The following is a 14,264-nucleotide window of genomic DNA, read 5'->3' on the forward strand; positions in this document are numbered from 1 at the left end:
TGGCGACAACGTCACTGTAGACGTCGAGCTGATCGTTCCGATCGCGATGGAAGAAAAGCTGCGCTTCGCTATCCGCGAAGGCGGCCGTACCGTCGGCGCCGGCATCGTCGCCTCGATCGTCGAGTAAGCTTCGGTTTATCCGGATCTAAGAAGGGGCTCCGCTGGAAACAGCGGGGCCCCTTTCTGTATCTGTCATTTGAATTAGGCATCACTGTCTGGTGACAACGCAAAGCCGGGTAGTGGCCTTGCGCTTGAACGCAAAGCCTTTATCTATCCCTCCGATTTCATAAGGGAGGACATGATGAAAAAGCGCATTCTCTTCACAGGTGGTTCGGGCAAGGCAGGGCGCCATGCGGTGCCGTGGCTCGTCAACGCCGGCTACGAGGTTCACAACGTCGATCTGGTGCCGCTTGATAGCCCCGGCGTGACCAACCTGATTGCCGATATCACCGACAGCGGCCAGATCTTCAACGCGCTTTCGATGCACCGCGACTTTCCCGACCTCGATGCGGGCAGGGGCGTCCAACCCTTCGACGCCGTGGTGCATTTCGCGGCAATCCCGCGCATTCTCATCAAGCCCGACAACGAAACGTTCCGCATCAACACGATGGGCACCTACAATGTCATCGAGGCCGCGGTGAAGCTCGGCATCCGCAAGATCATCGTTGCCTCCAGCGAGACAACCTATGGGGTCTGCTTTGCGGAAGGCCATCGCGACTTCCATCAGTTTCCGCTGGAGGAAGACTATGACGTCAACCCGATGGATTCTTACGGTCTCTCCAAGGTCGTGAACGAGAAGACAGCGCGTGCCTTTGCCGAACGCTCGGGTTTCGACATCTACGCGCTGCGCATCGGCAATGTCATCGAGCCGCATGAGTACGAGAGGTTTCCGACCTATTTCGCCAACCCCGAAATGCGCAAGCGCATCGCCTGGAGCTATATCGACGCCCGCGACCTCGGGCAGATCTGCCACCTCTGCACCGAGAAGGACGGTTTGGGCTTCCAGGTCTTCAACGCCGCGAACGACACCGTCTCGGCCAACACGCCGTCGAAGGAACTCGCCAGGCGATTCTATCCGAATGTGCCGTTCACACGCGAAATCGGCGAATACGAGGGCCTGCTCTCCAACCGCAAGATCCGCGAAGTGCTTGGTTTCAAGGAAGAGCACGACTGGCGCAAATATGTGAAAGTCTGATCGCAGGCGTTTCCGCGACGCGGGATTGGAAAAATAGAAAAACGCACTTGCCAATCCTGCGCCGCCGCCTTAAAGGAGCGCCATGCTTGCAGTTGCGCTTCGCGGCCGGTCTGGTCAAGAAGCTGAATGTAAAGCGTAAAGGGGTATAGCTCAGTTGGTAGAGCGGCGGTCTCCAAAACCGCAGGTCGTGGGTTCGAGCCCCTCTGCCCCTGCCATCTTTCTTGAACGAGTTGCGCGGACATCTCGCAGCAGTTCGGCCGGAAAGGCGACGTATGGCTAAGTTCGTTAAACTTCGGTTTCCCTCTTGTGCAATTGGGAATCGGTGTTTATGTAGGGTTCAACAGACACGCGGTGCGTGGGGCTGATATGTTCAGCTTTACGCGCCGTAATTGCGTGGGCAGTCGATGGCATCCAAAACTAATCCGTTTGCGTTTCTACAGCAGGTTCGCTCCGAGACGTTGAAAGTTACCTGGCCGTCGCGCCGCGAGACGATGATCTCCACGGTCATGGTGCTTGTAATGGTGATCTTTGCCGCGCTGTTCTTTTTTGCCGCGGACCAGCTTATTGGCTGGGTTCTGAGCTTTGTGCTCAACGTTGGCAGCTGATCGGGTGGAGATATAACATGGCGGCACGTTGGTATATCGTCCACGCATATTCTAATTTTGAGAAGAAGGTCGCGGAAGACATCGAGAATAAGGCTCGTCAGAAGGGCCTCGAGCACCTGTTCGAAAAGATTCTCGTCCCGACCGAAAAGGTGGTTGAGGTTCGTCGCGGTCGCAAGGTCGACAGCGAGCGAAAGTTCTTCCCGGGCTATGTCATGGTTCGTGCGGATCTGACCGATGAGGCCTACCACCTGATCAAGAATACGCCGAAGGTCACTGGCTTCCTCGGCTCCGACAACAAGCCCGTTCCGATTCCGGATTCCGAAGCCGAGCGCATTCTCGGTCAAGTCCAGGAGGGTGTGGAGCGGCCGAAGGCATCTGTTACCTTCGAGATTGGCGAGCAGGTCCGCGTTTCCGACGGTCCGTTCGCTTCGTTCAATGGCACGGTCCAGGATGTGGACGAAGAGCGTTCGCGCCTGAAGGTGGAAGTGTCGATCTTCGGCCGCGCTACACCGGTCGAACTGGAATACGCTCAGGTCGAAAAGGTCTGATCGTCCGCGGCGCAAGCCGCGAACCGCGTGGAAGGTGAGGGGTCTTAGCCGGGCCCGGGATCCGAACCACGCAACCGCAGCCGCCGGAGCGATCCGGCATCTTGGTCGGGTAACCGGCCATCAATGAAAGGCAGAGAGATATGGCTAAGAAAGTTGCAGGCCAGCTCAAGCTTCAGGTCAAGGCAGGATCGGCAAACCCGTCCCCGCCAATCGGCCCGGCGCTTGGTCAGCGTGGCATTAACATCATGGAATTCTGCAAGGCGTTCAACGCCGCTACGCAGGAAATGGAAAAGGGTATGCCGATCCCGGTCGTCATTACCTATTACCAGGACAAGTCTTTCACCTTCGCGATGAAGCAGCCGCCCGTCAGCTACTTCCTCAAGAAGGAAGCGAAGATCCAGTCCGGTTCGAAGACGCCTGGCAAGGGCGCGACCGCAGGAAAGCTCACCAAGGCTCAGATCAAGTCGATCGCCGAAGCCAAGATGAAGGATCTCAACGCAGCGGATATCGAAGGTGCAATGGCGATGATCGAGGGCTCTGCCCGCGCCATGGGCCTGGAAGTGGTAGGATAAGACCATGGCTGGCAAGCGCACGAAGAAGATCAACGAAGGTGTTGATCCCACGAAGCTCTACGCTCTGACTCTCGCCATTGGTATGGTCAAGGAGCGCGCGGTCGCGAAGTTCGATGAAACCATCGAAGTCGCCATGAACCTCGGCGTTGATCCGCGTCACGCAGACCAGATGGTCCGCGGCGTTGTCAACCTGCCGAACGGCACGGGCCGCGACGTTCGCGTTGCTGTCTTTGCTCGCGGCGCCAAGGCTGACGAAGCCAAGGCTGCTGGCGCAGACGTCGTCGGTGCTGAAGAGCTCGTCGAAATCGTCCAGGGCGGCAAGATCGATTTCGATCGCTGCATCGCGACCCCGGACATGATGCCGCTCGTCGGCCGCCTCGGTAAGGTTCTCGGCCCGCGTGGTATGATGCCGAACCCGAAGGTTGGTACCGTTACGATGGACGTTGCCGGTGCTGTCAAGGCATCCAAGGGCGGCGCTGTCGAGTTCCGCGTCGAAAAGGCTGGTATCGTTCACGCTGGCGTTGGCAAGGCATCCTTCGATGCCAAGGCTCTGGAAGAAAACATCCGTGCCTTCGCTGACGCTGTCATCAAGGCGAAGCCGGCTGGCGCAAAAGGCAACTATGTCAAGCGCGTAGCGATCTCTTCGACTATGGGCCCGGGCGTCAAGATCGACCCGTCGTCTGTTACGGCCGCTTAAGTAAGTTTCGCTGGGCTTCGGCCCGGCTAAAGAATTCCGGCCTCGAAAGGGGCCGGAGTATTCCGGAGAAATCCGGAATCCTGTCCGAGATTGCAGGTGGTTTTCCCTTAATCACTTGGCCTGCATGAGACGGGTAAGACCCGAATTGCATGAAGTTCTGCTTCTAGGAATTTGGTTCGAGCCTTGGATGCCTTGTGCCTTCGGCCTTTCTTTGGCGCGAAGCGCGAGGGGACAGGATCCTCAAGCGTCGCTTGGGATCGCTTCTGATCCCAGGAGGCAAAAGGCAACCCGGTGGGGCCCGTCAAAAAGGTCCTGCCAACTGGAGATAGGCAGTGGAAAGAGCGGAAAAACGCGAATTCGTCACGGAACTGAACGAAGTCTTCAAGGCTTCGGGCTCGGTTGTCGTGGCCCACTATGCTGGTGCTACAGTCGCGCAGATGAACGACTTCCGTTCCAAGATGCGCGCAGCTGGCGGTACCGTCAAAGTCGCGAAGAACCGCCTGGCCAAAATCGCCCTTCAGGGTACGGAAGCGGAAGGGATCTCTGGTCTCTTCACCGGTCAGACGCTCATTGCTTACAGCAATGACCCGATCACCGCTCCGAAAGTCGTCGTGGATTTCGCCAAGACCAACGATAAGATCGTTGTTTTGGGCGGCGCCATGGGAACAACGACGCTCAACGCTGATGCAGTCAAGTCGCTTGCGACCCTGCCGTCGTTGGACGAACTGCGCGCGAAGCTGCTGGGCATGATCCAGACTCCGGCTACCCGCATCGCAGGCGTTGTTGCAGCACCGGCAAGCCAGCTTGCTCGCGTGTTTTCGGCTTACGCCAAGAAGGACGAAGCCGCATAAGGCGGTTTTTTGCTGTTTATAAACAACCGGTTCGAACCGAACAAAAGGAACTGATAACATGGCTGATCTCGCAAAGATCGTAGACGACCTCTCCTCGCTGACCGTTCTGGAAGCTGCAGAACTGTCCAAGCTTCTCGAAGAAAAGTGGGGCGTTTCCGCTGCTGCTCCGGTAGCTGTTGCTGCTGTTGCTGGCGGTGCAGGCGCTGCTGCTGCTGCTGAAGAAGAAAAGACCGAGTTCGACGTCATCCTCACGGATGCCGGCGCTAACAAGATCAACGTCATCAAGGAAGTTCGTGGCATCACCGGCCTCGGCCTCAAGGAAGCCAAGGACCTCGTCGAAGGCGCTCCGAAGGCTGTCAAGGAAGCCGTTTCCAAGGCTGAAGCTGCCGACATCAAGAAGAAGCTTGAAGACGCCGGCGCTAAGGTCGACGTTAAGTAATCTTGAACTACATCTGGGGGGTGGGATTTCCCGCCTCCCATTTGTCGTTTCGTTGAACGAATTACCCAAAAGCCGCGTGAAAACGGCTTTTGGGTAATGGGTTCTTCAAGAGGATGGTCTCGAACCGAGACGCGAAGGCAATCCGGCCTCGCATTTCGGGAAGTGAGACGAGATTGAACTACTCATGATTGACGGGGTCGACTGGCCATCGGTTCCCGTCCGTTGCAGGCCCGGATGCAATTTTGAAGGAGCGACGATGGCTCAGACCCTTTCGTTCAATGGTCGTAGGCGCGTACGCAAGTTTTTCGGTAAGATCCCCGAAGTCACAGAAATGCCGAACCTCATCGAGGTTCAAAAGGCATCGTATGATCAATTCCTGATGGTTGAAGAGCCCAAGGGCGGTCGCCCTGACGAAGGCCTTCAGGCTGTCTTCAAGTCCGTTTTCCCGATCACGGATTTCTCCGGCGCTTCCATGCTGGAATTCGTGTCTTATGAATTCGAACCGCCAAAGTTCGACGTCGATGAATGCCGTCAGCGCGACCTGACCTACGCCGCGCCGCTGAAGGTCACTCTCCGTCTGATCGTGTTCGATATCGACGAAGATACGGGTGCGAAGTCCATCAAGGACATCAAGGAGCAGTCGGTCTACATGGGCGACATGCCGCTCATGACCAACAACGGTACGTTCATCGTCAACGGCACCGAGCGCGTTATCGTGTCCCAGATGCACCGTTCGCCGGGCGTCTTCTTCGATCACGACAAGGGCAAGAGCCATTCTTCCGGCAAGCTGCTTTTCGCTGCCCGCGTGATCCCGTACCGCGGTTCCTGGCTCGACATCGAGTTCGACGCCAAGGACATCGTCTATGCCCGTATCGATCGTCGCCGCAAGATCCCCGTGACCTCGCTGCTTATGGCGCTCGGCATGGACGGCGAAGAGATCCTGTCGACCTTCTACACGAAGTCCGACTATCAGCGCGACGGCAAGGGCTGGCGTATTCCGTTTACGCCGGAGACCCTCAAGGGTGCCAAGGCAATCACCGAAATGGTTGACGCCGACACCGGTGAAGTCGTTGTCGAAGCCGGCAAAAAGCTGACTCCGCGTCTGCTCCGTCAGCTCGCTGACAAGGGCCTCAAGGCTCTGAAGGCGACCGACGAAGATCTGTACGGCAACTACCTCGCCGAGGACATCGTCAACTACTCGACAGGTGAAATCTACCTCGAGGCCGGCGACGAGATCGATGAGAAGACCCTTCCGATCATTCTCCAGAACGGTTTCGACGAGATCCCGGTTCTCGGCATCGACCACATCAACGTCGGCGCCTATATCCGCAACACGCTGACGGCGGACAAGAACGAGAACCGCCAGGACGCTCTGTTCGACATCTACCGCGTCATGCGTCCGGGTGAACCGCCGACAATGGACTCGGCTGAAGCCATGTTCAACTCGCTGTTCTTCGATGCGGAGCGCTACGACCTCTCCGCCGTTGGCCGCGTCAAGATGAACATGCGTCTCGACCTCGACGTCGAAGACACCGTCCGCATCCTGCGCAAGGACGACATCCTGGCCGTGGTCAAGATGTTGGTCGAACTGCGCGACGGCAAGGGCGAAATCGACGACATCGACAACCTAGGCAACCGTCGTGTTCGCTCTGTCGGCGAATTGATGGAAAACCAGTACCGTCTCGGCCTGCTCCGTATGGAGCGCGCGATCAAGGAACGTATGTCCTCGATCGAAATCGACACGGTCATGCCGCAGGACCTGATCAACGCGAAGCCGGCAGCTGCTGCCGTTCGCGAATTCTTCGGTTCCTCGCAGCTGTCGCAGTTCATGGACCAAGTGAACCCGCTTTCGGAAATCACCCACAAGCGTCGTCTATCGGCTCTTGGCCCGGGTGGTCTGACGCGCGAGCGCGCAGGCTTTGAAGTCCGCGACGTTCATCCGACCCACTACGGCCGCATTTGCCCGATCGAAACGCCGGAAGGCCCGAACATCGGTCTGATCAACTCGCTTGCGACCTTCGCCCGCGTCAACAAGTATGGCTTCATCGAAAGCCCGTACCGCCGCATCGTTGATGGCAAGGTGACGAACGACGTTCTTTACCTCTCCGCCATGGAAGAAGCGAAGTACTACGTTGCACAGGCAAACGCCGAGCTTGGCGCCGATGGTTCCTTCACCGACGAATTCGTCGTCTGCCGTCATGCTGGCGAAGTTATGCTCGCTCCGCGCGACAGCATGAACCTGATGGACGTTTCGCCGAAGCAGGTTGTTTCGGTCGCAGCGGCTCTCATCCCGTTCCTGGAAAACGACGACGCCAACCGCGCTCTCATGGGCTCGAACATGCAGCGTCAGGCCGTTCCGCTGCTGCGTGCTGAAGCTCCGTTCGTCGGCACCGGCATGGAGCCGGTCGTCGCTCGCGACTCCGGTGCTGCTATCGGCGCCCGTCGCGGCGGCGTGGTCGACCAGGTCGACGCGACGCGTATCGTTATCCGTGCGACGGAAGACCTCGAAGCTGGCAAGTCCGGTGTCGATATCTACCGCCTGCAGAAGTTCCAGCGTTCGAACCAGAACACCTGCGTCAACCAGCGTCCGCTGGTCACCGTGGGTGACGTTGTCAACCGCGGCGACATCCTCGCCGACGGTCCGTCGACGGACCTGGGCGACCTTGCTCTCGGCCGTAACGCGCTCGTCGCGTTCATGCCGTGGAACGGTTACAACTACGAAGACTCGATCCTAATGTCCGAGCGGATCGTTGCTGACGACGTGTTCACCTCCATCCACATCGAAGAATTCGAAGTGATGGCGCGTGACACCAAGCTTGGTCCGGAAGAAATCACGCGCGACATTCCGAACGTCTCGGAAGAAGCGCTGAAGAACCTGGACGAAGCCGGCATCGTCTATATCGGCGCCGAAGTTCAGCCCGGTGACATTCTCGTCGGCAAGATCACGCCGAAGGGTGAGAGCCCGATGACGCCGGAAGAAAAGCTTCTGCGCGCCATCTTCGGTGAAAAGGCTTCCGACGTTCGCGATACGTCCATGCGTATGCCGCCCGGCACCTACGGGACGATCGTCGAAGTGCGCGTCTTCAACCGCCACGGCGTTGAAAAGGACGAGCGCGCGATGGCGATCGAGCGCGAAGAGATCGAGCGTCTTGCAAAGGACCGCGACGACGAGCAGGCGATCCTCGATCGTAACGTCTACGGCCGTCTGGTCGACATGCTGCGCGGCCAGGTCGCAATCGCCGGCCCGAAGGGCTTCAAAAAGGGCACCGAGCTTTCGAACGCCGTCGTCTCGGAATATCCTCGCTCGCAGTGGTGGATGTTCGCTGTCGAGGACGAGAAGGTCCAGGGCGAACTCGAAGCTCTCCGCGGCCAGTACGACGAATCCAAGTCGCGCCTCGAACAGCGCTTCATGGACAAGGTCGAGAAGGTTCAGCGCGGCGACGAAATGCCTCCCGGCGTCATGAAGATGGTCAAGGTCTTCGTTGCTGTTAAGCGCAAGATCCAGCCGGGCGACAAGATGGCCGGCCGTCACGGCAACAAGGGCGTCGTCTCGCGCATTGTGCCTGTCGAGGACATGCCGTTCCTCGAAGACGGTACGCATGTCGACATCTGCTTGAACCCGCTGGGCGTGCCTTCGCGCATGAACGTCGGGCAGATCCTCGAAACCCACCTTGCCTGGGCTTGCGCCGGCATGGGTAAGAAGATCGGCGAACTGCTCGACGAATACCGCAAGACGATGGACATCACCGACCTGAAGACGGAACTGACGGAAGTCTACGCGTCGCAGGCCAAGGACGAAGTCGCCAACTTTGACGATGCATCGCTCGTCAAGCTGGCTGAACAGTCCCGCAGGGGCGTCTCCATCGCAACGCCGGTCTTCGACGGTGCGCATGAGCCTGACGTTGCCTCGATGCTGAAGAAGGCAGGTCTGCACGAGTCCGGTCAGTCGGTTCTGTACGACGGCCGTACCGGCGAGCCCTTCGACCGCAAGGTCACCGTCGGCTACATGTACATGATCAAGCTGAACCACCTGGTCGACGACAAGATCCACGCTCGTTCGATCGGTCCTTACTCGCTCGTTACCCAGCAGCCGCTGGGCGGCAAGGCGCAGTTCGGCGGTCAGCGCTTCGGCGAAATGGAAGTCTGGGCTCTGGAAGCATACGGTGCAGCCTACACGCTGCAGGAAATGCTCACGGTCAAGTCGGACGACGTTGCCGGCCGTACCAAGGTCTACGAAGCCATCGTCCGTGGCGACGATACGTTCGAAGCCGGTATTCCGGAAAGCTTCAACGTTCTCGTCAAGGAAATGCGCTCGCTTGGTCTCTCCGTCGAACTCGAGAATTCGAAGGTCGAGGAGCAGCAGGCCAGCCAGTTGCCGGACGCTGCCGAGTAACCACCGATAGGGTGTGCGCTGTAACGCAGCGCACACCGTTCCCGCTCTGGCCCCTTACGTGTCGGCCGGGCAGGGACGATTTCGCCGCATTCTGCGGTTATTGTCGTTTTGAGCGTTGGCGCGGCTCCCGGGATTTACCGCCGTCCATGCAAGATAAGGGCGCATCCGCCCATGAAGGAGACAGGCATGAACCAAGAGGTCATGAATCTTTTCAATCCGCAGGTGCCTGCACAGAACTTCGATTCCATCCGGATTTCGATTGCTTCTCCGGAGAAGATTCTTTCCTGGTCTTACGGTGAGATCAAGAAGCCGGAAACCATCAACTACCGCACGTTCAAGCCGGAACGCGACGGTCTCTTCTGCGCGCGCATCTTCGGACCGATCAAGGACTACGAGTGCCTTTGCGGTAAGTACAAGCGCATGAAGTACAAGGGCATCATCTGCGAAAAGTGCGGCGTTGAAGTCACGCTGTCGCGCGTTCGCCGTGAGCGCATGGGCCATATCGAGCTCGCCGCTCCCGTTGCCCACATCTGGTTCCTGAAGTCGCTGCCGAGCCGCATTTCTACGCTGCTCGACATGACGCTGAAGGATGTCGAGCGCGTTCTCTACTTCGAACACTACATCGTCACCGAGCCGGGCCTGACCGCGCTCAAGGAGCACCAGCTCCTGACGGAAGAAGAGTACATGCTCGCCGTTGACGAATACGGCGAAGACCAGTTCACGGCCATGATCGGTGCTGAAGCCATCTACGAGATGCTGGCATCGATGAACCTTGAGAAGATCGCTGGCGATCTGCGCTCCGAGCTTGCCGACACCACGTCGGACCTCAAGCAGAAGAAGCTGATGAAGCGCTTGAAGATCGTCGAGAACTTCATGGAATCCGGCAACCGCCCGGAATGGATGATCATGAAGGTCGTTCCGGTGATCCCGCCGGATCTGCGTCCGCTCGTTCCGCTCGACGGCGGCCGTTTCGCGACGTCGGACCTGAACGATCTGTACCGCCGCGTCATCAACCGTAACAACCGTCTGAAGCGCCTGATCGAACTGCGCGCTCCGGGCATCATCATCCGCAACGAAAAGCGCATGCTGCAGGAATCTGTGGACGCGCTGTTCGACAACGGCCGCCGTGGCCGCGTCATCACCGGCGCCAATAAGCGTCCGCTGAAGTCGCTGTCCGACATGCTCAAGGGCAAGCAGGGCCGCTTCCGCCAGAACCTGCTCGGCAAGCGCGTCGACTATTCCGGCCGCTCGGTCATCGTGACCGGTCCGGAACTGAAGCTGCACCAGTGCGGTCTTCCGAAGAAGATGGCGCTCGAGCTGTTCAAGCCGTTCATCTATGCCCGCCTCGACGCCAAGGGTTACTCCTCGACCGTCAAGCAGGCCAAGAAGCTGGTTGAAAAGGAAAAGCCTGAGGTTTGGGATATCCTCGACGAGGTCATCCGCGAGCATCCGGTTCTCCTGAACCGCGCACCGACGCTGCACCGCCTGGGAATCCAGGCCTTCGAACCCACGCTGGTCGAAGGCAAGGCCATCCAGCTGCACCCGCTCGTCTGCACGGCATTCAACGCCGACTTCGACGGTGACCAGATGGCTGTTCACGTGCCGCTGTCGCTTGAAGCCCAGCTCGAAGCCCGCGTTCTGATGATGTCGACGAACAACATCCTGCACCCTGCCAACGGTGCACCGATCATTGTTCCGTCGCAGGACATGGTTCTCGGCCTGTACTACCTCTCGATCATGAACCAGAACGAGCCGGGCGAAGGCATGGCCTTCTCCGACCTCGGCGAGCTGCATCACGCGCTCGAAAATAAGGTCGTGACGCTGCACACCAAGATCCGCGGCCGCTTCAAGTCGGTCGACGAGGACGGCAAGCCGTACTCGAAGATCTATGAAACGACTCCGGGCCGCTTGCTCATCGGCGAACTCCTGCCGAAGAACGGCAAGGTGACCTTCGACGTCTGCAACCAGGAAATGACCAAGAAGAACATCTCCAAGATGATCGACGCGGTCTACCGCCATTGCGGCCAGAAGGACACGGTCATTTTCTGCGACCGCATCATGCAGCTCGGCTTCACCCATGCCTGCCGCGCCGGCATTTCGTTCGGCAAGGACGACATGGTCATTCCGGAAACCAAGGCGAAGATCGTTGCCGACACCGAAAACCTGGTGAAGGAATACGAGCAGCAGTACAATGACGGTCTGATCACGCAGGGCGAAAAGTACAACAAGGTTGTCGACGCCTGGGGCAAGGCCACCGAAAAGGTTGCCGAAGACATGATGGCCCGCATTAAGGCCGTCGAATTCGATCCGAACACCGGTCGTCAGAAGCCAATGAACGCCATCTATATGATGTCCCACTCGGGCGCTCGTGGTTCTCCGAACCAGATGCGTCAGCTGGGCGGCATGCGCGGCCTCATGGCCAAGCCGTCGGGCGAAATCATCGAAACGCCGATCACGTCGAACTTCAAGGAAGGCCTGACCGTCAACGAGTACTTCAACTCGACGCACGGCGCCCGTAAGGGTCTGGCAGACACTGCCTTGAAGACCGCGAACTCCGGTTACCTGACCCGTCGTCTCGTCGACGTCGCCCAGGATTGCATCGTCAACTCGGTCGATTGCGGCACCGACAAGGGCCTGACCATGACCGCCATCGTTGATGCCGGTCAGGTCGTTGCGTCGCTCGGTGCTCGTATCCTCGGCCGTACCGCCCTTGATGATATCGATCATCCGGTCACTGGCGAGCGTATCGTCGATGCCGGCAAGATGATCCTCGAGCCCGATGTCATCGAGATCGAGAAGGCTGGTATCCAGTCGATCCGTATCCGTTCGGCACTGACCTGCGAAATCCAGACGGGCGTCTGCTCGGTCTGCTACGGTCGTGACCTTGCACGCGGTACCCCGGTCAACATGGGTGAAGCAGTCGGTGTTATCGCTGCTCAGTCGATCGGCGAGCCGGGCACGCAGCTCACCATGCGTACGTTCCACCTTGGTGGCACGGCAACCGTGGTTGACCAGTCGTTCCTGGAAGCCTCGTACGAAGGTACGGTTCAGATCAAGAACCGCAACCTGCTGCGCAACTCGGATGGCAACCTCGTTGCCATGGGCCGTAATATGACCGTCCAGATCCTGGACGAGCGTGGTGTCGAGCGCTCCTCGCAGCGCGTCGCCTATGGTTCGAAGCTGCATGTCGACGATGGCGACAAGGTCAAGCGCGGTCAGCGTCTGGCAGAGTGGGACCCCTACACCCGTCCGATGATGACGGAAGTGGCCGGTACCGTTCAGTTCGAAGACGTCGTCGACGGTCTCTCGGTTCTCGAAGCGACCGACGAATCCACTGGCATCACAAAGCGTCAGGTTATCGACTGGCGTTCGACCCCGCGTGGTTCGGACCTCAAGCCGGCAATCGTCATCAAGGATGCCAGCGGCAATGTCATGAAGCTGTCCCGTGGTGGTGACGCCCGCTTCCTGCTCTCGGTCGACGCGATCCTGTCGGTCGAGCCGGGTCAGAAGGTGTCTCAGGGTGACGTGCTTGCACGTTCGCCGCTCGAAAGCGCCAAGACCAAGGACATCACCGGCGGTCTGCCGCGCGTTGCCGAACTGTTCGAAGCTCGTCGTCCAAAGGACCACGCCATCATCGCTGAGATCGATGGTACGATCCGCCTCGGCCGCGACTACAAGAATAAGCGTCGCGTCATCATCGAGCCGGCGGAAGACGGTGTCGAGCCTGTCGAATACCTGATCCCGAAGGGCAAGCCCTTCCACCTTCAGGAAGGCGACTACATCGAGAAGGGTGACTACATCCTCGACGGTAACCCGGCTCCGCACGACATCCTGGCGATCAAGGGCGTCGAAGCACTCGCTTCGTACCTGGTCAACGAAATCCAGGAAGTCTATCGCTTGCAGGGTGTTGTCATCAACGACAAGCACATCGAAGTGATTGTCCGTCAGATGCTGCAGAAGGTGGAAATCACCGATGCAGGCGACTCGACTTACATCGTCGGCGACAACGTCGACCGTATCGAGCTCGAAGACGTCAACGATGCGCTGATCGAACAGGGCAAGAAGCCTGCTTATGGCGATCCGGTTCTGCTGGGTATCACCAAGGCGTCGCTGCAGACCCCGTCGTTCATCTCCGCCGCGTCCTTCCAGGAAACGACGAAGGTGCTGACGGAAGCTGCAATCGCCGGCAAGACCGACGGTCTGCAGGGTCTGAAGGAAAACGTCATCGTCGGTCGTCTGATCCCCGCCGGTACCGGTGGCACGATGACCCAGATCCGTCGCATCGCGACCTCGCGCGACGAGTTGATCCTCGAGGAACGCCGCAAGGGCACGGGCGCCGATGTCGCCACGCCGATGCTGCAGGATCTCGCAGGCGAGAGCGCACCGGCTGCCGAATAATCGGCAGCTTGGTCTTAAGAATTGAGAAGCCGCCCGGAGCGATCCGGGCGGCTTTTTGTTGTGCGCCCAGCATGGGCGCATTCTTGTGGGTGGAAGTCCCACCGTAAGCTGGTCACATCGAGCGAAGTGAAGCGCAACTGCGGCAGGGTGACCAACCGTGGGGAGGAAGCGTGGATCGAACCTGCGGGCCGATGGACAAGAACCGGATATGAGGCGATGCCGACCAGGGCGAGCGGGCAACAAACCGCGAAGCTCTTGTGACCAATGGGCGGTGGCGTAAATCCGGAAGCCCGCCGGAGCTCCGGTCGCGACGAAGCCGAGCCCCCGCCGAGGATTGGGAACGACACAGGCGCGGGGCTGCTTGAGGTGGCCCTGCGGCGAGAGACCTTCTGCGGGCGTGGAAGAGGTGCGGGCCAACAAAGGCGCGGCGGGCGCGGATGGTCTGGACATTGACCAGACGGCCGCAATGCTACGCATCTCTTGGCCTGCCATCCGCGACAGCCTGCGGGAGGGGACGTACCGGCCACAGCCGGTGCGTCGGGTGATGATCCCGAAGCCAGGGGGCG

General features: G+C 59.1%; 9 protein-coding genes, 1 tRNA gene and 1 pseudogene. All 11 read left to right on the forward strand.

The annotated features are described in order from the left end of the window. Positions 1 to 127 (forward strand): annotated as a pseudogene (gene tuf / locus IB244_RS30715) (elongation factor Tu); the annotation flags it as partial. Positions 128 to 301: 174 nt separating this feature from the next. Next, positions 302 to 1,195: an NAD-dependent epimerase/dehydratase family protein gene (locus tag IB244_RS30720; protein WP_018860298.1), complete on the forward strand. Its 894-nt coding sequence runs from the start codon at positions 302 to 304 to the stop codon at positions 1,193 to 1,195. 139 nt (positions 1,196 to 1,334) lie between these two features. After that, positions 1,335 to 1,410, forward strand: a tRNA-Trp gene (locus IB244_RS30725). Between the two features lie 189 nt (positions 1,411 to 1,599). Then, positions 1,600 to 1,800 carry a preprotein translocase subunit SecE gene (gene secE, locus IB244_RS30730; RefSeq protein ID WP_018860299.1) on the forward strand — a complete coding sequence of 67 codons (201 nt, stop codon included), beginning with the start codon at positions 1,600 to 1,602 and terminating at the stop codon, positions 1,798 to 1,800. A 17-nt stretch (positions 1,801 to 1,817) separates the two neighbouring features. Continuing rightward, the gene (gene nusG, locus IB244_RS30735) at positions 1,818 to 2,348 is read left to right on the forward strand and encodes a transcription termination/antitermination protein NusG (protein ID WP_018860300.1); all 531 of its coding nucleotides are present in this window, start codon (positions 1,818 to 1,820) and stop codon (positions 2,346 to 2,348) included. Between the two features lie 140 nt (positions 2,349 to 2,488). Further along, positions 2,489 to 2,920 carry a 50S ribosomal protein L11 gene (rplK, locus tag IB244_RS30740; protein WP_007531592.1) on the forward strand — a complete coding sequence of 144 codons (432 nt, stop codon included), beginning with the start codon at positions 2,489 to 2,491 and terminating at the stop codon, positions 2,918 to 2,920. A 4-nt stretch (positions 2,921 to 2,924) separates the two neighbouring features. After that, positions 2,925 to 3,617, forward strand: coding sequence for a 50S ribosomal protein L1 (gene rplA / locus IB244_RS30745; RefSeq protein ID WP_018860301.1), 693 nt, complete (start codon positions 2,925 to 2,927; stop codon positions 3,615 to 3,617). 332 nt (positions 3,618 to 3,949) lie between these two features. Beyond that, the gene (rplJ, locus tag IB244_RS30750) at positions 3,950 to 4,468 is read left to right on the forward strand and encodes a 50S ribosomal protein L10 (protein WP_016553543.1); all 519 of its coding nucleotides are present in this window, start codon (positions 3,950 to 3,952) and stop codon (positions 4,466 to 4,468) included. A gap of 58 nt (positions 4,469 to 4,526) precedes the next feature. Further along, complete coding sequence (rplL, locus tag IB244_RS30755) at positions 4,527 to 4,907, forward strand: 50S ribosomal protein L7/L12 (RefSeq protein ID WP_018860302.1); 381 nt, start codon at positions 4,527 to 4,529, stop codon at positions 4,905 to 4,907. A 256-nt stretch (positions 4,908 to 5,163) separates the two neighbouring features. After that, positions 5,164 to 9,300 carry a DNA-directed RNA polymerase subunit beta gene (gene rpoB, locus IB244_RS30760; RefSeq protein WP_018860303.1) on the forward strand — a complete coding sequence of 1,379 codons (4,137 nt, stop codon included), beginning with the start codon at positions 5,164 to 5,166 and terminating at the stop codon, positions 9,298 to 9,300. Positions 9,301 to 9,486: 186 nt separating this feature from the next. Beyond that, the gene (rpoC, locus tag IB244_RS30765; RefSeq protein WP_018860304.1) at positions 9,487 to 13,698 is read left to right on the forward strand and encodes a DNA-directed RNA polymerase subunit beta'; all 4,212 of its coding nucleotides are present in this window, start codon (positions 9,487 to 9,489) and stop codon (positions 13,696 to 13,698) included. Positions 13,699 to 14,264 lie beyond the last annotated feature (566 nt).

Source organism: Rhizobium sp. RHZ02, from assembly GCF_014851575.1.
GTDB lineage: Bacteria > Pseudomonadota > Alphaproteobacteria > Rhizobiales > Rhizobiaceae > Rhizobium > Rhizobium altiplani.